13 protein-coding genes are annotated in these 21,282 nt (G+C 47.8%); 6 read left to right on the forward strand and 7 right to left on the reverse strand.

The window, feature by feature from the left end; translation table 11 throughout:
- Window positions 1-213 precede the first annotated feature (213 nt).
- The 3 genes from NC997_RS20320 to ggt all read left to right on the forward strand — a co-directional run bounded on the left by NC997_RS20320 (window position 214) and on the right by ggt (window position 7,488).
- Complete coding sequence (locus NC997_RS20320) at window positions 214-405, forward strand: hypothetical protein (protein ID WP_190525418.1); 192 nt, start codon at window positions 214-216, stop codon at window positions 403-405.
- On the forward strand, window positions 399-5,639 hold the full coding sequence (locus NC997_RS20325; RefSeq protein ID WP_190525419.1) for a PAS domain S-box protein: 5,241 nt from the start codon (window positions 399-401) through the stop codon (window positions 5,637-5,639). The genes NC997_RS20320 and NC997_RS20325 overlap by 7 nt, the downstream gene beginning before the upstream one ends.
- Window positions 5,640-5,742: 103 nt before the next feature.
- On the forward strand, window positions 5,743-7,488 hold the full coding sequence (ggt, locus tag NC997_RS20330) for a gamma-glutamyltransferase (RefSeq protein WP_190525420.1): 1,746 nt from the start codon (window positions 5,743-5,745) through the stop codon (window positions 7,486-7,488).
- Between the two features lie 146 nt (window positions 7,489-7,634).
- Here ggt and NC997_RS20335 read toward each other — a convergent pair whose 3' ends face one another.
- Together NC997_RS20335 and NC997_RS20340 are read right to left on the reverse strand one after the other, a co-directional pair.
- Entirely contained in the window at window positions 7,635-8,441 is an 807-nt protein-coding gene (locus NC997_RS20335) for an inositol monophosphatase family protein (RefSeq protein ID WP_190525421.1), read from the reverse strand.
- A 73-nt stretch (window positions 8,442-8,514) separates the two neighbouring features.
- On the reverse strand, window positions 8,515-9,963 hold the full coding sequence (locus NC997_RS20340) for a BCD family MFS transporter (protein ID WP_190525422.1): 1,449 nt from the start codon (window positions 9,961-9,963) through the stop codon (window positions 8,515-8,517).
- A 114-nt stretch (window positions 9,964-10,077) separates the two neighbouring features.
- Here NC997_RS20340 and NC997_RS20345 point away from each other — a divergent pair, with 114 nt between their 5' ends.
- The 3 genes from NC997_RS20345 (at window position 10,078) to NC997_RS20355 (ending at window position 12,806) form a co-directional block, all read left to right on the forward strand.
- The gene (locus NC997_RS20345) at window positions 10,078-11,034 is read left to right on the forward strand and encodes an aldo/keto reductase (protein WP_190525423.1); all 957 of its coding nucleotides are present in this window, start codon (window positions 10,078-10,080) and stop codon (window positions 11,032-11,034) included.
- A 258-nt stretch (window positions 11,035-11,292) separates the two neighbouring features.
- Entirely contained in the window at window positions 11,293-11,556 is a 264-nt protein-coding gene (locus NC997_RS20350) for a hypothetical protein (protein WP_190525424.1), read from the forward strand.
- Between the two features lie 203 nt (window positions 11,557-11,759).
- The gene (locus NC997_RS20355; RefSeq protein ID WP_190525425.1) at window positions 11,760-12,806 is read left to right on the forward strand and encodes a fatty acid desaturase; all 1,047 of its coding nucleotides are present in this window, start codon (window positions 11,760-11,762) and stop codon (window positions 12,804-12,806) included.
- Window positions 12,807-13,294: 488 nt separating this feature from the next.
- Here the strand turns inward: NC997_RS20355 and NC997_RS20360 are convergent, their stop codons facing one another.
- From NC997_RS20360 to NC997_RS20380, 5 genes are all read right to left on the reverse strand, one after another.
- Window positions 13,295-14,473, reverse strand: coding sequence for a glycosyltransferase family 4 protein (locus tag NC997_RS20360; RefSeq protein WP_190525426.1), 1,179 nt, complete (start codon window positions 14,471-14,473; stop codon window positions 13,295-13,297).
- A gap of 240 nt (window positions 14,474-14,713) precedes the next feature.
- Window positions 14,714-16,018, reverse strand: coding sequence for a nucleotide sugar dehydrogenase (locus NC997_RS20365; protein WP_190525427.1), 1,305 nt, complete (start codon window positions 16,016-16,018; stop codon window positions 14,714-14,716).
- A 620-nt stretch (window positions 16,019-16,638) separates the two neighbouring features.
- Window positions 16,639-18,069 (reverse strand): hypothetical protein, encoded by a 1,431-nt coding sequence (locus NC997_RS20370; RefSeq protein ID WP_190525428.1) that lies wholly within the window; start codon window positions 18,067-18,069, stop codon window positions 16,639-16,641.
- Window positions 18,070-18,167: 98 nt separating this feature from the next.
- Window positions 18,168-20,111, reverse strand: coding sequence for an asparagine synthase (glutamine-hydrolyzing) (asnB, locus tag NC997_RS20375; RefSeq protein ID WP_190525429.1), 1,944 nt, complete (start codon window positions 20,109-20,111; stop codon window positions 18,168-18,170).
- Window positions 20,112-20,116: 5 nt separating this feature from the next.
- On the reverse strand, window positions 20,117-21,265 hold the full coding sequence (locus NC997_RS20380) for a glycosyltransferase (protein WP_190525430.1): 1,149 nt from the start codon (window positions 21,263-21,265) through the stop codon (window positions 20,117-20,119).
- Between the last annotated feature and the right edge of the window lie 17 nt (window positions 21,266-21,282).

A 21,282-nucleotide genomic window follows, 5' to 3' on the forward strand; every position in this document is an offset into this window, starting at 1 on the left:
TGCACAATGCGATTGAACCCTTGCAGTAATTGGAGCTTTCCCTAATTAAGGGATGAATGCATCGGGGGTAGTAAATAGACTCTCCCAACCTCACAACCCAACCGCGCAAAATTGTTACAGTATGGTGCAATCTTGTGCAACAGCGTAATTGGAGCTGATTTTTGTGTTTAACACTGGCATCATCAGTATTTTGCAATATAGAGGCGCTAAATCTTGACATCTGGCTATGATACGGATCGAGGAGCCATTAGGGTAGATGTGCGAACCAGCGAACTGACAAGTCAGCGCAACGCGATCGCGCTGGCGCGGGAGATTCGTTTTTCATTTTTTACATCAAGAATCGGTGTTGGCATTAGTGCGAAGCGCTCCAAATGCCGAACCCGCCAGGAGAACAGAATATGTTAAAAAAAATCAACCCTCGATTACGGCGCTACGGTGTTGCTGTACTCGCCGTTGCTAGCGCTGGGGTACTGACGCTGTGGTTATTGCCGCACATTCAGCCGCACATTTCCCCACTTTTTTTTGCTGCCGTGATGTTGAGTTCCTGGTACGGCGGCTCGAAACCGGGACTGTTAGCTACTGTTTTGTCTACTTTAACGATTTCTTATTTTTTTATCCCGCCGTTCCATTCAGTTTTGTTTGGTGGAGGGGACATCCTGCGAGTGGCGGTGTTTGGGTTGGTGGCATTATTTATTAGTTGGCTCAGCGCGGAATTAAAAGCTGCCAAGCATCGATCCGAGAAGAACATATTAAAAGTACGAGCCAGCGAGGAGCGGTATCGTAGCATCGTCGAGACGGCTAACGAGGGCATCTGGTTATTGGATGCCCAAATGCGAATAGAGTACGTCAATCAACGGTTAGCCGAGATGTTCGGTTACGGTGTAGAAGAGATGCTCGGTCGTCCAATTTTTGACTTCATGGATGAAGAGGCTCGCATTCAGTTAGAGCAATCTTTGGAGCGTGGGAAGCAGGGTATCAACGAGCAGTTTGACTTCCGTTACCGCCGCAAAGACGGTTCGACGCTTTGGGCAATTGTCTCCACAAATCTTATTTTTAATGAAGGCGGTGTCAGCGACGCGAAAGGTGAAGCGATGCCAAAAGCGATCGCGATGTTAACTGATGTCACCGAGCGCAAAGCCGCTGAGGAAGAATTAAAACGATATCAACTTCTTTCTCAACACAGTCGTGACATTGTTTTATATATTCAGCTTGATGGTCAAATTATTGAAGCAAACCAAGCTGCTGTTAAGGCTTATGGTTACTCTAAATCAGAGTTGATTTCCCTGAAGATTAACGATTTACGAGCGCCACAAACTCAGGATTTAATCGCTCAGCAAATTGAACAAGCAGACAAAGAAGGAATTTTGTTTGAAACCATTCACTACCGGAAAGACGGGAGTTCTTTTCCGGTAGAAGTGAGTGCCCAAAGCTTAGGAATTGGCAATAAAAAAATAGTTTTAAGTATTATTCGAGACATTACTGAGCGCAAGCAAGCTGAAGCCTTGTTGCGGAACAGCGAAGAACGCTACCGCGCTTTTATTGAGCGGAGTTCAGAAGGAATTTGGCGATTTGAACTTGAGCAACCGATTCCCATAGAAGTGACAGAAGATGAGCAGATTCAGCGTTTTTACCAACATGGATACTTAGCTGAATGCAATCGGGTCATGGCTCAAATGTATGGGTTTAGTAGTGTAGAAGAAATTATTGGGGTAAGATTAGAAGATTTTTTAATTCCCTCCGAGCCACATAATATTGAATATTTGCGGGCGTTTATTCAGTCTGGCTACCGACTCAGCGATGCAGAATCCTATGAGGTGGATAAAGAAGGAAATCCCAAATATTTTTTAAATAACCTCGTAGGAATTGTGGAAAATGGTTTTTTAGTACGAGCGTGGGGAACTCAACAGGACATTAGCGAAAGCCTGCGGCACGCTACGCTACGCAAACAAGCGGAAGAAAACTCTCGGCATCTCGCAAACGAGCTTCAAGAACAAGCCAGTACGCTGGATGCAATTCTTTCGGCATCTGTCGATCACATTTACATCTTCGATCGTGAAGGTCGCTACCAATATGTAAGCGCTGGCGGTGCCCAAGTGGTAGGGTTCCAGCCAAGCGAGCTGGTAGGCAAAACTTGGCGAGATATCGGCTTGCCAGAAGAAATTATGAGCCGATTTGATGCTCACAGAGAAGAAGTCATCTCTACCGGAGAACCGATCAGACATGAGAACGAGTTCTTAGGTGCTAGCGGCTTGCAACACTACGAATATATCGTCGCCCCCCTGCACAATCAGGATAAAAGCATCAAGGGGATCGTGGTCATTTCCCGCGACATCACCCAGCGCAAGCAAGCTGAAGAGGCTCTGCGAGAAAGTGAAGTACGGGCGAGACGCTTGATTGAGTCAAATATTATCGGGGTTATCATTGCGGACTTTTCTGGCAATATCCTGGAAGCAAACGATGTCTTTTGTAACATCGTCGGTTATACACAGGAGGAAGTGCTATCCGGAAAAGCGAACTGGGCGGAAATGACGCCGCCAGAATATCGGCATTTAGATTTGCAGGCGATGGAGGCGATGCAGCAGACAGGCACCCATACGCCTTTCGAGAAAGAATACATCCGCAAAGACGGCACCAGGGTTCCCGTCCTAGTGGGGACAGGCTATCTGGGCGGAGCGAACAAAATCGGAGTGGGTTTTGCGATTGACTTAAGCGAAAGCCTGCGGCACGCTACGCTACGCAAACGCGCTGAGCAGGAATTGCGAGTATCAGAAGCTCGCTTCCGAGCTTTGGTGGATCAGTCCCCGTTGAGTACGCAAATTATGGCTCTCGACGGTCGGATTCTTCAGGTAAACCAGGCTTGGGAGAAACTTTGGGGAATCACGCTTGACCAACTTTCGGAATACAACCTGTTGCAGGATGAGCAATTAGTTGCTAAAGGCATCATGCCGTACATTCAAAAGGCATTTGCTGGCGAGGCGACAGCCATGCCACCCATCGTCTACTATGTTTCGGAGCTAGGAGATTTCCACGAGCAAGAACGCTGGACGCAGGCTTTCATCTATCCCGTCAAAGATGAAACCGGAAATATTCGCGAAGTGGTTTTGGTACACGAAGATATTACAGAGCGCGTCCGAGCCGAGGAAGCACTTCGAGAAAGCGAAGAACGATTCCGAAAATTTTTTGAAGAGGCACCCATTGGCATCTCCGTGGTTGACTTAAACGGTCGTTTGGTCAAAATGAATAAAACCTACTGTGAGATGTTGGGATACCCAGAGCAAGAACTCAGTCAATTGACCTTTACAGAGATTACCCACCCCGAAGATGTTGAAAAAGATTGGCGCTATACAGAGCAATTATTCACAGGTGAACTAACTCGCTATCAAGTAGAAAAACGTTATATCAAGAAAAATGGGGAAATTTTATGGATTAATCTTACAGCTACGGCAATTTACGATCGAGAAGGGAACCCCTGCTATGGATTGGGCATGGTTGAAGACATCAGCGAACGGAAGCGAGCTGAGGAAGCGCTGCAAGCAACGAACCAAACTCTTGACAGCCTGATTCAAGCTTGTCCCCTGGGGATTACAGTTCTCAGTATTGATGATGGAACGGTAAAACTGTGGAATCCAGCAGATGAGCGGATCTTCGGCTGGAGCGAACAAGAGGTAGTCGGCTGTTTTCTTCCTAGCATCCTAGAAGATAAACGAGACGAGTTTATAGCACAACTTGATGCTATCGAGCAAGGCGGAACATTAACGGCTATAGAAACACGTCGCCGAAAGAAGGACGGTTCACTGGTTGATATCAGTGTCTGGGCGTGTCCGGTGCGTGACGCTCAGGGAAATCTTAGCTGTATGTCCATTGTTGCCGATATTAGCGAGCGCAAGCAGTTAGAGCAAGAACGCAATCAACTTTTGCTCAACGAACAACAACGGGCGACCCAACTTCGAGGCTTGGCGGATGCTGCTTTAGCCATCAACTCTACACTCTCGATTGATGAGCGGTTGCAAGCGATCGCTGACCAAGCGCGTACCATCATCGGTGCCCACCAGTCACACGCCAAACTAAGTTTTAATCAAGACTGGGCGCAGTCTCTCAACGCCATCTCTGTGTCAGACAAATATGCAGCCAGGCGCGAATCCCCTGAAGAACTTGATGTGACGACGAGCATCTACTCGCTTGTCTGGCAGAGGAACCGCCCGATGCGGATGACGCAAGCTGAGCTGGAGGCACATCCGGCTTGGAAAGAATTTGACAAAACTGTTGATAATCTACCAATGCGAGGCTGGCTAGCTGCACCCCTGACGGGACACAACGGGAAAAATATCGGTTTGATTCAACTGTCGGATAAATACGAGGGTGAGTTCACCGAACAAGATGAAGCCATCTTCGTCCAACTGGCACAGATGGCTTCCGTCGCGGTTGAGAATGCACGCCTTTACCGGGAAGCCCAAGAAGCAAACCGCACCAAAGATGAGTTTTTAGCGACCCTTTCCCACGAACTGCGAACGCCTCTCAACGCCATGCTGGGATGGACTCAACTCCTGCGTACCCGGAAATTTGACCCAGCCACTGCCACCCGCGCCCTGGAAACCATCGACCGCAATACCAGGTCACTGTCTCAATTGATTGAGGATGTCCTAGATGTCTCGCGGATTATTACCGGCAAGTTGCGCCTAAATGTGCGTCCCATCGAACTTGTACCCGTGATTGAGGCCGCTATCGATACGGTGCTACCCGCAGCAGAAGCGAAAAACATTCAAATTGACTCTAGATGCGATCGCTCAGTCGGACTCATTTTGGGCGATTCCGCTCGTTTGCAGCAAGTCGTCTGGAATCTGCTTTCTAACGCCGTCAAGTTCACCCCCAAGGGAGGGCGGATCGAGGTACAACTTTCTGTAGGCAGGGGGAATGGGAACGAACCATTCCCGATTTCCAACTATGCCGAAATCAGAGTAACTGACACGGGACAAGGGATTAGTGCCGACTTTCTCCCTTATGTATTTGAACGCTTCCGTCAAGCCGATGGTACAACGACGCGATCGCATGGCGGACTCGGACTTGGACTTGCGATCGTGCGCCACCTCGTAGAATTGCAAGGGGGAACCGTCCGCGCCCAAAGCCCCGGAATTGGCTTAGGCGCAACCTTTATTGTGAATTTACCGCTCCGAAGGGAGGAAGCAGAAAACCGGAAAGATGAATTAGATTCTCACCTTCCTCCTTCCACCGCCGACTTCGCTTCCTGTGCCGTAACGCTGGATGGGTTGCGAGTGCTAATTGTGGATGATGAACCCGACGCCCGCGAAGTGCTAACTGCCATCTTGGAGCAATACCACGCCCAAGTCACCGCTGTGACGAGTGCCCGCGAAGCACTGGAAGCCCTCCACCGCTTGCAGCCGGATATCTTGGTGAGCGATATTGGGATGCCGGAAGAAGATGGCTACGACCTGATTCGTCAAGTCAGGGCGCTGGATACACAAGGTAGAACAATTCCGGCTGTAGCGCTGACCGCCTACGCCAGAGTTGAAGACCGTACAAAGGCGCTCCAAGCAGGTTTCCAGGTACACATTTCTAAGCCAGTCAACCCCGTGGAGTTAGCGACAGCGATCGCTAACCTCACCGGACGCACCCAATCTTGAATGGTGGTAAGGAAAAGCGATTGGTTCAAGAAAAAAAACAATCATCGCTAGTGGTAAGTGATATCTTTAGTGGCAAAAGCGATCGCTCTGTTGCACCACAATAATGCCTATTTCTCTAAGGTCTAAGCGTTTTTCCCTGGCACTGGTGACAGTTCTTGTCTCTGTCTCCGTGTCTTGGTGCGACAAAGCACCCGCAGCATTTATACAGCCTCTGCGAAGCAAACGGGGGATGGTTGTCTCCGCTCACCGACTGGCAAGTGATGCCGGGTTGAGTATGTTACGCAAGGGAGGCAATGCAGTCGATGCAGCCGTGGCAACTGCTTTTGCCATTTCCGTTGTCGAGCCTTTTTCGGCTGGGATCGGCGGCGGGGGTTTTGCGCTGGTGCGCTTGGAGAAAACTGGCGAAATCAAGGCGCTTGACTTTCGCGAACGCGCCCCCCTGAAGGCAACGCGGGATATGTACCTGGATGCAGCGGGGAAAGTGCGTCCCAATGCCAGTGTCAATGGATATTTGTCAGTAGCAGTGCCCGGAACGGTGGCGGGACTGTACGAACTCCATCGCCAGTATGGCAAACTTCCCTGGAAAGAAACGATCGCACCGGCGATTCGTTTTGCCAACGAAGGCTCTACGATCAACCCTACCTCGCGTTTTGCCCAAGTTGCTGGAAACCGCAAGGATGCCATTCTCAATAATCCCGCAGCCCGACAAATTTTTGCGCCGAACGGCACTTTGTTTGCACCGGGAGAGAAACTGGTACAAAAAGATTTAGCCAAAACCTTACAAGCGATCGCCCTCAATCCTCAAGACTTCTATACTGGCGACATTGCCCGCGCGATCGCCAGCGATATGGCAAAAAATGGGGGGTTGATTTCCCTTGAAGATTTAAAATCTTACAAAACGACCTGGCGCGCCCCCGTCTGCGGCAATTTCCGGGCTGCTCGGATTTGCTCGATGCCGCCGCCTTCGTCGGGAGGCGTTCACCTGTTGCAAATGTTAAATATTATCGGGGAAACCGATTTAAAATCCAAAGGATGGCACCACCCGGACACCCTGCATCTGATGGTGGAAGCCATGCGGATCGCTTATGCAGATCGAGCCGTACATTTGGGCGATCCGGCTTTTGTGAAAGTCCCGGTTAACGCTCTGATCGATCCGGCATACGCTGCCAAAAGACGCCAGGAAATTAGTCTAGAACGGGCACGAGCTTCCACTGAGGTAAAGGCAGCGAATCAGGAGACGCTACAAGGCTTTGGCAAGTCCAAGGAATCGCAAGATACGTCTCATTTAACGGTAGTCGATGAGGAGCGCAATACTGTCAGCCTCACGTTTACGATTAACTACGGGTTTGGATCGGGTGTGGTGGTGCCGGGAACGGGAATTCTGCTAAATGACGAGATGGACGATTTTGCCGCTGCGCCGGGAGTCCCCAATGTTTTTGGCTTAGTGGGCGGTGAAGCGAATGCGATCGCTCCCGGCAAAATTCCCCTCTCCAGTATGACCCCAACGATCGTCACCGAAAATGGCAAGCTGCGGATGGCTGTCGGTGCGCCTGGGGGTAGCACGATCATTACTACCGTGATGCAAGTTGTCCTCAACGTCCTGGAATACGGCAGGGATGCTGGTGCCGCCGTTTCCGCCCCCCGTATCCATCATCAATGGCTTCCGGACAAGCTCAACGTGGAACCTTACGGCTTAGACGCCGCCACGCTTGCAGAACTGAGCCGTCGAGGGCACAAAATCGAAGAGCGATCGCCTTGGGGAAATGCGAACGCGATCGTCGTGACCCCTGAAGGCTTATTAGAAGGTGCTGCCGATCCTCGCGGCGAAGGTGCCCCAAGCGGTTATTAGAGAGGGCTGAGGACTGAGGGCTGAGGACTGAGGGCTGAGAGAAAAAGAGTGAGGGCTGAGGAGTCAGGGAAGAGGGCTGAGGGAAGAGGATTGATTTCAACCGCCCTCAGCTAGATGTGAGAAGCTTTCCTTAAAGAGCGGGAGTGTCAATTGTTATTGCCCAAAAATTGCACTAAAGGTTGAAAAGTTGGGACGAGTTCGGGACGACTCACGACTAAAGTGGGGAAAGAAATACTGCCATAATTCACTCCTTTTTGCAAAGGAAACACAGGTTTTGAATTCAGCGGTATCCAAACCCCACCCGCCGCCTGCAAAATTGCCCAAACTGCTGCAATATCCCAAACTTTGGGGGTAGATTCAACCCCGCCCAAGCTGGTACCGGAAGCAACTGCCAGGAAATTGTAGGTGGTGACGCCCAGCATCCGGATTTTGCAGGGGAAAGGTTTCTGCAAGATAGAGGTACTTCTGGCACACACGCAGAAGAAGTGACTATTACTCGGAGCATCTGGACTAGTGTGAATCGGGCGATTATTTAAAAAAGCACCATTGTCACCGCCTTCACCGTGCCAAAAGCCGTGAAAAGATTGCCTGGTGGGGGGGAAATACACGTACCCGAATACCGGAGTGCCTTGATAAAGCAACCCCATTGAAATTCCCCAGATTGGAATTCCCCGCGTGAAATTGGTGGTGCCATCAACCGGATCGATGACCCAGCACCATTCGGAACCGAAAAAGGTATGTTCTGCCTCTTCACTCAAAACATCGTGGCTGGGGAATGTGCGCGCGATCGCTTCTCGAATTTCTCGATCCGCCCACTTATCTGCCTGCGTTACCAAACTCCCATCTGCTTTATGTTCTGCCTGGATCTGTCCAAAATCTTGCAGCAGTTGCTCACCGAGTCTAACAGTCGTCTCTTGTGCAAAGCTGAGAACCTTCTCCCAAAAATCTGTCATCTGCGTTCGTGGTTCGGGGTTGATGGCTAATGGCAATACAATTCACCATTAGCGATGATCTATTCGCAATTCGTTAGTCTAATTCACCTTCCAGGACAGTTGCGATCGCATTTTTGGCATCTGTGCGAAATTCTGACACATTTACCCGACTGAGGAACCAAACCGCTAGCACCATCCCCACGGCTTGCAGCGCAAATACCAATCCATAAGAGAGTACCGGGTTTGCAAATAGCTGTTTCCCCACATCCAAAACAGCACCTCCCGTCACGGTTGCCAGTGCCCGTGCCATTGCCTGCGCCAATCCCCAAGCACCGATAAACGTACCGGCTGTTTCCGCTGCTGTCAGATCCAGCATTAAGCTAATCGCGCCGGTGGTTGTGACGCCAGAGGCAAGCCCAAACAAGAATAACGCACCCTGCAATAACTTTTGATTTTGGCTAAATCCTGACAGGATAATCAACACAAAACAAGCGGCTACTAACAAACAGCCTAGCTTAGCGGTTTTTTGCTTACCTAGGCGCGGCACAATCAAAAAACCAGTGCTGCTAATTCCAATCAGGGTTCCCAGTCCCCAGTAAGCATTCAGCTTGGTTGTTTCCGAAACTGGCATTCGGAAAACCTCGCCCCCATAAGGTTCTAAGACTGCTTCCTGCATAAACAAACTAATCGTCATCACCAGCAAAAACGTAAAAAAGATTCCCGTTTGCCGGTTAGCGGTTAACACTCGCAATGCCTTACCCAAGGTAATGCTATCTTCTCGCTCTACTAAAGTGGAACGAGAGGTATAGCGGGAATATTTTTTCTCGACGCCCACCGTCGCCAGCAATGCCAGACCCACCACGGTCGCCGGTACAATCATAAACAAGCGGTCGATCGAGGCTTGCAATGCTGATAGGGGTGCGTCTGTGCCGACTTGCTTGAGCAAACTGCTGCCGAGAATTGCCCCGATAACAATTCCCACCATCAACATAGACCAGACAATCCCGACGAGTTTAGAACGATTATCTTCATCGGAAACATCCACCAACATCGCGGCAAAGGGAGTCGAACTCATACTCAGCGCCACGCCATAAAACACGAAGACAAGTGCCAGCAAACCAGTCCAGCCGTAGGTTTGGGTTGTCCACGACCAACCCCCGGCAGCTTGCACCACATTGCCCAGCCGCCACATTACTTGTACGGCGAGGAAGGATGCGATCGCAAATAGTGTCGCGCCTATCCACACATAACCCGTGCGGTGATACCCCAATATCGGCTTTGCATCCGACATTTGCCCAAACCACACTCGCACTGGGGCAACAAACTGGTGCATCGCTAAGGCACCCGCAGCAATTGTGGCAGGAATTGCTAACTCCCCAATCATGACTCTGTTGAGGATGCCCAGCGCCAAAACGGACATCATCCCCAATCCCATCTGAAATAAGCCGAGTCGGAACATGGTGAATAAATTCACCTTGGGAGGAAATGACTCGCGGGGTTTCGAGTCTTCTGGTTGCAAATTTGATATATCACCTGTTGCCATCTTTTTTTAAAAGCAAATGAAAGCATCTTTTGCTGTTTTCATTTCACCATACTCATCTGCGACTGTCTGCGACGTTAAACTGAAAAATATAAAGTTTTGTAAAGAGTAGAAATTTTGAGCCTACAAACGATTACTTTAGGACGCGATGGTCCCACAGTCACCCAACTCGGTATCGGCACTTGGGCTTGGGGGGACAAGCTGTTTTGGAATTATGGCAGCGATTACGGGGAAGCCCAACTACGAGAAGCCTTTGAAGCCACGCTAAATTCCGGCATTACCTTTTTTGATACTGCTGAGATTTATGGGTTCGGAGAGTCAGAGTCACTTTTGGGAAAGTTCATGCAAGAAACTGGATGTCCTGCCCAAATTGCTACTAAATACGGCCCTGCCCCTTGGCGATTCACGGGTCAATCTGTCTCAGATGCCTTAACAGACAGTTTAAAACGCTTGCGGGTTGAGCAAGTTGCCCTTTATCAGGTGCATTGGCCTTTTACCTTTTTGATGAGTCAAGAGACGCTGATGAATGCCCTAGCCGATGAGGTGAAGCGAGGCAGAATTGCGACAGTCGGCGTCAGCAATTACTCAGCCGAACAAATGAAAGAAGCGCACCAACTGCTGGCAGCCAGGGGCGTGCCTCTAGCGGTGAACCAAGTACGCTATTCTCTGCTAACGCGACAAATCGAAACCAACGGCATTCTCGACACAGCGCGTCAACTGGGGGTGACAATCCTGGCTTACAGCCCTCTTGCACAAGGGTTACTCACTGGTAAGTACACCGTTGAGAAGTACCAGGAACCGACGGGTGCCCGCCGATTTGACTCTCGCTTCAGCCGCAGTGGTTTGGAGAAAATCTCCCCGGTGACATCTTTGCTGAATCAGTTGGGGGAAAAATATCAAAAAACACCCGCTCAGGTTGCCCTGAATTGGTTAATCGCTCAGAACGATGTGATTGCGATTCCAGGCGCGAAGACAGCCGAACAGGCGCGGCAGAATGCTGGGGCGCTCGGTTGGGAATTGAGCAGCGAGGAAGTTGCCCAATTGGAACAAGTGAGTCGTCCTTGGCGAAGTTAAACCGATTTTAGATTTTGGTTCGCAATCGAGGCACTGCCTCGATTGTGTCCAGAGTTATTGAAGGACGGGAGACGTATTCGACCCTTAGGCGCACCCTGCACCCGCCAGAGCGACAAAGGTAGCACTACCAACCTAACTTCTACAGAACACAGCATTTTTTTAGCCAATTGGAAAAGCGACACATAAAATTTAACTTAGTTACCACTTCAGGCTAAAATTACTGGATGGTGTGAGTACACAGAAATATCTGTTTAGCTGATGTCCACTCGTTCATCTACACTGATTCGTCCGCAAGACTCTGTTGGCAATTCCGAGCCGCTGAGCAATCTTTTGACAGCCCCAACTGGTAACAAGCCTTTGAAGCCTGCAACCAAAGCTGTCTATCAAGCCGACCAGCAAGTTAAGTTCCTGCATTTGCAGGCGGAAGTTGAAATTCTCTTGCAACAGCTGCAAACAATCAAAAAGCAGCGGTTAGCATCGGATCGCGAGATGGCGGCGACACCTAGCACCGCTAACCCGTAAGGTTCGTAGGAAGAGGCTTTTATCCCTAGAAATGCTGTTTGTAACTCTATCGGCAACTCTTCGGTGCTAGCTTCGTTTGCCCGAAGGTATAAATCATTCGCCGATCAAAAATACTGCCTGCCACAAATCTGTATCGGGCAGTATTTTTGTGCGCGTATAAACGCACTGCACTCAACGAAAACCACGAGAACTTTAATCTCTGCATGACATCGACTATCCCAGCAACGCTCCCCAACTCGGATGCAACCACTGACAGCCTGCACCTAAGAGACATTTTGAGGAGTCTACCGCGTGAGGTTTTTACCAAGAATCGCCGCAAAGCTTGGCTCACAGCGCTGATTAACGTTTTAATGGTTGGCTTAGGCTACTGGGGTTTAGCGATCGCTCCCTGGTTTCTTTTACCTCCTCTCTGGATTTTTATCGGCACAGCGTTGACTGGTTTTTTTGTGATTGGGCATGACTGCGGACACCGATCCTTTGCCAATCGGCGCTGGATAAACGATCTCGTAGGGCATTTATTCATGCTGCCGCTCATTTATCCTTTCCACAGTTGGCGGATTCTGCACAATTATCATCATACCCACACCAATAAGCTCAATGAAGACAACGCTTGGGAACCCTTTCAACCAGAGTTTTATAACAGTTTAGGAAGCTTGGGACAGTGGGGCTATCGCTTACTGCGGGGTCGATTTTGGTGGGTGGCTTCGATTGTCCACTGGGGTGTTATGCATTTTAATTGGTGGCAATTTAAAGGGAATGACCGCCAGAAAGTGAAATTATCAGCGATAGTCGTGCTGGTATTTGCCAGCGTAGCCTTCCCCTTATTAATTGCCATACTCGGCATCTGGGGGTTTGTCAAATTTTGGCTTCTACCCTGGCTGGTGTATCACTTCTGGATGAGTACCTTTACTCTGGTTCACCACACAGCACCAGACATTCCCTTCACCCCTGCCCAGCAGTGGAATGAAGCTCAAGCGCAACTCTTTGGAACTGTCCATTGCGATTACCCGCGCTGGGTAGAATTTCTCTGCCACGACATCAATGTTCACATTCCTCACCATATTTCCACCGCAATTCCCTCCTATAACTTGCGACTAGCTCATCGCAGTATCCAAGAAAAGTGGGGAGACTCAATTCGTGAATGTCGCTTCTCTTGGTCTTTGATGAAGCAGATTACAGATGAATGTCACTTGTACAATCCCGAAGACTCTTACTATCAGTCTTTTAAGGACTACCACATTGGGCGATAGGCTAGCCGCGCCAAAATAATCGGGTATAAACTCTTTCAAGCACCCTTGACTTTTTAGGAATGGGGTGTTTTTTTGGAAAAAGGCTATTTTTAGGTGACGGATTAACCGCCCACCTGTCGAGATGTACCCACCACTCCGGAATTTCATCTGCACGAAAAATTTCACGAGTTTGGTTAGGCGGCGTGCCTGAAAAACCCAAATTTGCAGTAACAGATAATTTGGACAACTTGAGCAATAAACTTTTCCTAGTTTGTTTCTCCACCTAGCGTTTATAGGTTGGAGCAAGGGTGCTTAGATAGAAAGTAATCCCTATTCCCATAGGAATAATCTCGATTAATAGCAAGACCAAGGCAGAACTAGCTAAACACAAAAATGGCATCTTTTGCGCTGGGGATGAAACATCTTCATCACGTTGCCTTTGCTGCGGGTGAGTGAGGCTACCGTTACCAACCACTGCTCAACCAACTCCAAGAATTAAAAATTAATCGCTATTGCTCAGTTGCTGCCATGTCGCTTGATAGTCTTACTCCTATTACTTCGTAGATTTTTGCCGTCCTTCTTACCACATCCTGGTCATCGAATTCACGTAATACCTTCTCTCTCCCGGCTTCCCCCATTGCTTTGCACAGGTCTGGATCTTTCAGGAGGACCTCAATGGCATTAGCCAGCAGCCGAGCATTTTTAACGGGAACTAGAAAGCCATTTTTGCCAGGAATAACCACCTCTCGACAGCCAGGGACATCCGTTGCGACCAGTGGTTTCCCCATCGCAGCGGCTTCTAGTAAAATCCGAGGCACACCTTCCCGGTAGGAAGGAAGCACAACAACGGTTGATAAGGCGATTGGGTTTTCCATCTTCTCTACATACCCTAGAAGGTCAACCGCTCCTTCCCTGCGCCACTGCTCCAAGGTCGTCTCAGAAATTGAAGATGGATTTCCGGTGTCTGGGACACCTGCTATTTGAAACGTCGCGCAGACTCCTTTTGTTTTGAGGATGCGGGCAGCTTCAACGTATTCAATCAGACCCTTATCAACTAGCAGCCTAGCGGCGAACAACACAACCGGAGCAGGTGGAGCATCGGGGTGACTGGGACGTGGTGAAAAGCGCTTCAAGTCAACACCAGAGCTTCTGATTAGTATCGTCCGGTCCGGAACGATCAACTTTCGATCTGCAAAAGCTTGCAGATCATCCATATTCTGGAACACAACCCTCACCCTACGAGCAGTCAATATCTGCCGATACAGAAACCGGATAATCGGTTGTAAAGTACGAGCCTTCCACTCGGTGCTAATAAAGATGTAGCCCAAACCGGTTACAGCATTCACCACTGCTCTCGTTCTACTAAGCTTTGCACCAATCGTTCCGTACAGAACGCACTTAATTGTAAAGTGATGGACAGCGGAGGGCTTCTCACGAAGGTAAATGTATGTTAAGTGAGCAATGGTTAAGAGTTCTACGAGAGGGTTGATACTCCGCCGACTCAGCCGCAGTTGAATCCAACGAAACCCTTCTGCTTCCAGCCTTTCGACGTAGGCATCCCAAGGGGAAACTAAAACGACTTCGATTCCCTGAAGACGCAGAAATCTAGCTAGAGGCAGACGGAAGTTATAAAGATACCAGCCCGTATTAGCAACTAGCAAAATTTTCAGGCGATTTTTGTTTTCCACACAACCTAATCTCACCCTAGTTTTATCAATTAGTTTATATGCAGGTATGGAAATATATAAACTTGATAGTAAAACCGAACTAATAAGGTTGCCTATGAAGTCAATTCGCTCAGCTTAGATGTGTTCTTGGTAGCGACTCTCTTCAGAGCTAACAATCTTAGGGAAAAACAGGGTTCTATCGATTCATTCCCAGTTGAATGCTTCGCCACTACAAAATAATTAGCACGTTACAGATATTCTCTAAAGACTCCAGTAATGGATAGTTGATGGTAATGTAGCAGGGTCAAGAACCGATTTGACATCCATTAATACTCCACCTGAGCGCAGACAACTGAGTAGTTGAGCGCTGGGCATGTCTAGGTAGACTTGATGACTGACAGCAAGGATCAGTCCCTCCAGCTCGGATAAGGCTTGCCAAGGGACAAGGTCAATGTTGTAGTAGCGCTGTACTTCATCGGGATCGACCAAGGGGTCATGTACGAGTGGCTCTACACCAAATTGTTGCAGCTCTGCCACAATATCTGGCACTCGGCTATTGCGAAGGTCTGGGACATTTTCCTTAAACGTTAGCCCTAGAATCCCAATTCGCGACCCTTTGATAGGCAGATTAGCCTGAACTAAAAGCTTGACTAGGCGCTGTCCTAGGTATGTACCCATGCTGTCGTTGATACGGCGACCGGCTAGGATGACTTGAGGATGATACCCCAGCTCTTCTGCTTTAGTCGTTAGGTAATAAGGATCGACCCCAATGCAATGACCCCCGACGAGTCCAGGTGTGAAGGGCAAAAAATTCCATTTGGTTTTGGCTGTTGCCAAAACATCCCAGGTACGAATGCCCAGGCGATCGCAAATTAAGGCTAACTCGTTCATCAAGGCAATGTTCAAGTCTCGTTGAGTGTTCTCGATGACTTTGGCTGCCTCGGCTACTTTGATGGAAGGGGCGCGGTAAACGCCTGCTTCAATGATGGTGCCGTAGACATTGGCAACCCGTTCCAGGGTTTCGGCATCCTCCCCAGCTACGACTTTGACCAGGTTTTCTAGGGTATGAACGCGATCGCCAGGATTGATTCGCTCTGGTGAGTAACCTAGCTTAAAATCTATACCCTGCTGTAAGCCTGATACCTTGGCTAAGACGGGCCCACAAATATCTTCTGTTACTCCTGGGTACACGGTGGATTCGTATACGATTACTGCTCCCGGTTGTAGCACTTTGCCAATTGTTTCAGAAGCTTGGATCAGGCAGGTTAAGTCTGGTCGGTGGTTGCGATCGATTGGTGTTGGTACAGCGACTACAAAAAAATTTGCTTCGGCGAGGTTGGCGATCGCGGTGGAGATCCGGAGATTGGAGATTTTTAAGTCATCATTGCTGACTTGACGCGCAGGATCGATGCCCTGCATGAGGATCTTGACTTTCTCGACATTACTATCAAAGCCAATTGTGCCGGGGAACTTTTTGGCAAACGCCAAGGCAACAGGTAAACCAACATAACCAAGACCGATGACGGCAATGCGATTTGTTTGCCTAAACGCTTTGCGATCGCTCATAATACTTGCTTTTCGTTGATGTTTAGAACCAGGTCGGTCTGCCTTTAGTCATCTAACCATGCCTGGAACATTAGGACAGCCCATAGATAATATTGCCAGTTTGCGATCGCCCGATAGGTGCTTCTTCTATTTCTGACAATGGGTTGAGGATTGAAACAACCCTAATGCTGTGATCGCTGTTCTCAAAGCAAGGCCTCTCAACAGTGGCACACAGAACTCCGGCAACCAGCATTTAATCGAAATACCAAAGCCCATTTTGGTTTCCTCAATCAAGTTCCGAGGCATATACTTACATAAAACTTGCGGCAAAACTTATGTACCCTAGCTCTTTTTGATTTTAATTGTCAGCGGCACGCACTAAGCAAATCCCATAATTTTAAAGGTATCAATTTATATTATCCACTCAGTAAATTTTTACGAAAAATTTAATTTCTACACTATGTATTCTATCCTGGTATTACCAACTAATTTCTGTCTCACGTTTTGAAATATTTTAATTTGCTTGCCATTCTAATACCAAGCTACAACACATTTGATACACACCTCACTTCGCGTATTCAGCTTGATGTCTATAGATTAGAATCAATCATTTATTTTAACTTTCAAGCAATGCTCCTGCTTTATGAGAGGGTATACACACTTTTGGCCTCAGTAGTTTCAAAGGCAAGTTTAAGTAGTAGAGATTTACACGATGAAGCCTTAATTACTTCTCGTGAGTCCTTTTGTATGATTCCATAACCGAATACCGCCATTATACCTTCTGGTATGTGGTAGGCTGTGCCCGGATCGACTTGATGCATTGTAATCCCTGCTGATTCCCAACTAAAATCAATGCTTTCTCCATTTTTATTTTTATAAATAAACTTCTTAAACTTAATGTCTATAGCAGGAGGCGTTCCAATCGTAATACTAAGGCTACTGTTTATTTCTTCCACTTTAAATAGTGGCTTACCACTCACAGAGTAACAGTTATCTAACTTTTGAATGAGGCGGCATCTTACTTCTGGGTCAGGAATTTCTACAGCAATCTGCGGCACCATTGCCAGAAGTTGCTTGTAATCTGTTTTTCGTAAGCCAAATAAACCCATAAATTTAGGAATATCTGAAATTGCCGAAGAAAACCCTTGATATTCATCCCGGTGAATTGCGGCTTGCCCCATACTGGTGGCAAATACTAAAGTTATTTCTGGATTTACCTGGCAAAATTGCATGGCATCAGCCAGGATTTTGTCAAGTATTTCAAGAGCGAAAATCATAGTAGCCGCATGGAGCTTAGGTTGAGTGGCGTAGCGATCGCCAAATTCTTCAGTAAAAATATGGTGCCAGTAGCGGTGCATTACACTAGCCACATGATTCGTAAAAAATGTAGAAAATGCGGGTGGGTTATGGGCGTTATAGAGAGATTTGAATATATCCCATAAAAGGATAGTTTGGAAAGTTGATCGACGTGCAACACGTGGTGGATCAATCCATTCCATACAAAGCTGTTTGGCGATTTGTATGATGGTAGTCCTGGAAATACCAAGTTTAGGTAGAGAGGCTAATAACCCTGATAAATCTTTAGAAATCAGTCTATCTTTTTTGACAACAAGACCGTTTTTGGCAACTTGCCCGAGATTAAATTTTTGGAAAGGCTCAATATATCTGGGAATACACCTTTCGTCGTGAGCAAAAGTATCGGGAATGTAGAAGCCACCCTCCCCTGGATCGCTAGGAGGCCAACTTTGTAAAGAACCACAGATACCAATACTCAAACCAAGTTCGCGAAATTCCTCCCAGAGTGGCTTACCTTTGAAAGTACGGGGATCTTGTCCTAAATTTTTGATTCCATGCTCTTGATTACTCATACCTCGATAAAATGAAGGCCAAGTAACCCAAGGTGAAAGTTCACCGCTATCAACTGCTAACGTAGTGTAAGTTTTAGCGTTGTCAAAAAACTTTCTGATATGAGGAAAGCGTGGATCAGTTTTGAATCTATCGATAAGCTGCCACGGAACTTCATTAATTTCCAATAACAGAATTTTACGGAGTGGTCTAACTAAATTAGACATTTATAACCTCCAATAGTTTATTTTTAGGAGCAGAGTAACTGAAGCAATTACTGACCTAACATTTCTCAAGTTTTGATAAGGAATTCAGATAAAGAGTGTCAGGCATCTAACCAAGCTTGGAACATCAGGACATCCCAAAGATAGTATTGCCAGTTGCGATCGCCCACAATATGCTCCTTCCATTTCTGACGAATGGGTTGAGGATTGAAATAGCCCTCCCGCTGCAATCGCTCTGTAGAAAGCAATTCCTCCGCCCAGTCTCGTAAAGAACCGCGCAACCAGCGATCTATCGGAACGCCAAAACCCATTTTAGGACGCTCAATCAAGTTACGAGGTACATATTTACACAATATTTCTCGTAACAGCCATTTCCCCCCGCTCTTGTTGATTTTCATGGAAAGTGGCAGGCGCAGGGCAAACTCGACAAGGTGGCGATCTAACAGCGGCACGCGAGCTTCTAAAGCCACTCCCATACTAGCCCTATCTACCTTGACAAGAATATCGTCCGGAAGATAGGTGACAGTATCGAGGTACATCATTCGCTGCATAAATGATGGTAGGTTCGCCCATTGTTGGCGATCGCTCAATACTGTCGGTGGTTCGCGGCTACCTATTACCAAAACTTCTGGGTTTTTCCAGTGGGAAAGAAAACTCCTGTAGATGGCTTCAGGGTTCGGCATTGCCAAAATTTCAGCTAGCTTGTGGATTTTGTCGCCTGGGTTCGGATGCTGTAGTTGCGCGGGTAGTCGACTATCAACATAAGAAAAGGCTTGGTTCCACTTATCGGGGGATAAGTTAGTCAATGCATCTGCTGCAACCTGCCTCATCGTTGGCGGTATCCAGCCGATTTGCTGCCAAATCTTGCTAACCAAGAAGTAGCGGTTGTAGCCACCAAAGAGTTCATCCCCTCCATCGCCGGAAAGTGCAACACTCACTTGCTGTCTGGCAAGTTGAGAGACGAGGAAGGTAGGAATCTGGGATGAGTCAGAGAATGGCTCATCGTATAAAGTTGGTAGCTTGGGGATAACTGCTAGTGCTTCTTCTGCTGTCACATATAATTCTGTGTGGTCTGTGCCTAAATGTTGGGCGACAGCTTTGGCATAGGCGGCTTCGTTGTAAGAGTTTTCATAAAAACCGATGGTAAAGGTTTTCACGGGTTGGCTTGAGACTCGCTGCATCATGGCTACGATAGTCGAGGAGTCGATGCCGCCTGAGAGGAAAGCGCCCAAGGGGACATCTGCCATCATTCGCAGCTTGACAGCTTCTTGTAACAACGTCTCTAGTTTTTCTGCTGCTTCCGCCTCTGAACCAGCGAAGGAGTTGGTGACACCTGATTCAGCGATTTGCTTGGCAGACCAATATGGTATTGGAGAAGAGCGATTTTCACCACCATTCCAGGTTAGGACTGTGGCGGGGGCTAATTTGTAGATGCCTTGATAGATGGAATAGGGTGTGGGGATATAGTTGTGCCGCACAAACAGCGCTAAGGCATCGCGGTTGATTTCACAGTGGAAATGGGGATAAGCTTTGAGTGCTTTTAATTCGGAACCGAATAACAAAGTTTTGCCCATCCAGCCGTAATATAGGGGTTTTTCCCCTAGCCTGTCTCGGCACAAGTGCAAAACTCTTTCTTGGCAATCCCACAGGGCAAAGGCAAACATACCGTTAAACTGTTGGACGGCTTGCTGCAAACCCCACTCTGTAAAAGCAGCCAGCATCACTTCTGTGTCCGAACCACCGCGAAACCGATGTCCTAGCCGTTCGAGTTCTCGCCGCAAGTCTAAAAAGTTATAAATTTCGCCGTTGAATACTATAATGTAGCGCCCATTGGCAGACACCATCGGCTGATGTCCTTGTGGGGAGAGGTCTACAATTGCCAGCCGCCGATGACCTAGCGCAATTCCGGCTGCGGCATCCACCCACGCGCCGCCGTCATCTGGGCCGCGATGGAGTAGGGCATCGGACATTTTTCGCGCGATCGCCTGCATTTCCAATGCGCTTTTTTGTCTGGATATGTCCCAAAAGCCTGTAATACCGCACATTCACCCTAATTCCTTCTGTTGAGTTGCCCAGTAAGTACAATCTCATACAACTCCTCATACTGTGTCACAACAGAGTCTAAAGAAAAGTGTTCGATGATTCTTGTCCGTGCCAGATGCCCCAGTGTTTCTCTACCCATTGACCCCAGAGCGATTAACTCTTTCCAGGCCTTGGCGAGTGCTTGCGGATCTCGTGCCGGTACAACTCGCCCTGTGTCGCCCACCAGCCAGGCTGAGTCTCCCACATCTGTAACCACACAAGGTACACCGCAGGACATAGCTTCACCAATGACATTGGGAAAAGCTTCGCTGTAAGAAGAAGAGGAAGCAATATCTAAAGCTGCTGTAATCTGTGGCATATCAGAGCGTTCTCCTAGCAAGTGGATTCGCTCTGTCAACCCCCATGTTTCGATAATATCCTGTAGGGCTTTATTATCTCGACTGATTTCCCTACCTGCAAGAACAAAATGTATATCTGAGTATGTTTCTAGCAGAATTGCTGCTGCTTTCAAAAAAGTGGCGTGATCTTTAACAGCGTGATAGCGCCCCATTAAACCGATGAGAAATATATTTTCTGCAATGCTTAGTTCAGTTCGCAAGCTATTTCTAGCTTCTGTTGAGGGAGTAAATAAATCTGTATCAAAGCCATTAGGAATTATTCTAGTTTTCTCAGCTTTGTAGCCAAGCTCCTCATGGTGGATTGCGCTGGTTTTAGAGTTATACAGAATTTGTGAGGGATAACTAGAAAGTTTAGCTAATAGTTTAATGATGGCTGCTGTACCTGCTTTTTCGCTGTCTAATGAGTGCAGAGAGTGGCGAATATTCCAGAGTACAGGTACGGGCTGAGGAGCAATAATGCCAGCTAATTGTGCTGCTAAATTACCATGATACATCCAGCCTTGAATTAAGTTAGAATTGAGTTCTCTCACAATACTAACCAACCGCCAAATAGAGGTTAAGGTTGGTATTCCTGGTTTCATATCAATAGTGTAAACTGGGATGCCTAAAGATTCGATGCTAGTGTTTAAGGTTCCTCGCTTCACTAGAGAAATGACAACCGGAGCGAACTGCTCTTGATTTATACGAGATAATAGATTGTAGAGCATCATTTCAGCCCCACCAGTTGAAAGCCCAGTGATGATAAACAACAATTTCATCTATATTTTGTAATCTT

This window comes from Trichocoleus sp. DQ-A2, assembly GCF_039961915.1.
GTDB lineage: Bacteria > Cyanobacteriota > Cyanobacteriia > Cyanobacteriales > FACHB-T130 > FACHB-T130.

What these genes read in the sequence shown, in the direction of transcription:
- NC997_RS20325 (WP_190525419.1), top strand. Translation starts at nt 399, where the DNA reads ATGTTAAAAAAAATCAACCCTCGATTACGGCGCTACGGTGTTGCTGTA.
- ggt (WP_190525420.1), top strand. Translation starts at nt 5,743, where the DNA reads ATGCCTATTTCTCTAAGGTCTAAGCGTTTTTCCCTGGCACTGGTGACA.
- NC997_RS20335 (WP_190525421.1), bottom strand. Translation starts at nt 8,441, where the DNA reads ATGACAGATTTTTGGGAGAAGGTTCTCAGCTTTGCACAAGAGACGACT.
- NC997_RS20340 (WP_190525422.1), bottom strand. Translation starts at nt 9,963, where the DNA reads ATGGCAACAGGTGATATATCAAATTTGCAACCAGAAGACTCGAAACCC.
- NC997_RS20350 (WP_190525424.1), top strand. Translation starts at nt 11,293, where the DNA reads ATGTCCACTCGTTCATCTACACTGATTCGTCCGCAAGACTCTGTTGGC.
- NC997_RS20355 (WP_190525425.1), top strand. Translation starts at nt 11,760, where the DNA reads ATGACATCGACTATCCCAGCAACGCTCCCCAACTCGGATGCAACCACT.
- NC997_RS20365 (WP_190525427.1), bottom strand. Translation starts at nt 16,018, where the DNA reads ATGAGCGATCGCAAAGCGTTTAGGCAAACAAATCGCATTGCCGTCATC.
- NC997_RS20370 (WP_190525428.1), bottom strand. Translation starts at nt 18,069, where the DNA reads ATGTCTAATTTAGTTAGACCACTCCGTAAAATTCTGTTATTGGAAATT.
- asnB (WP_190525429.1), bottom strand. Translation starts at nt 20,111, where the DNA reads ATGTGCGGTATTACAGGCTTTTGGGACATATCCAGACAAAAAAGCGCA.
- NC997_RS20380 (WP_190525430.1), bottom strand. Translation starts at nt 21,265, where the DNA reads ATGAAATTGTTGTTTATCATCACTGGGCTTTCAACTGGTGGGGCTGAA.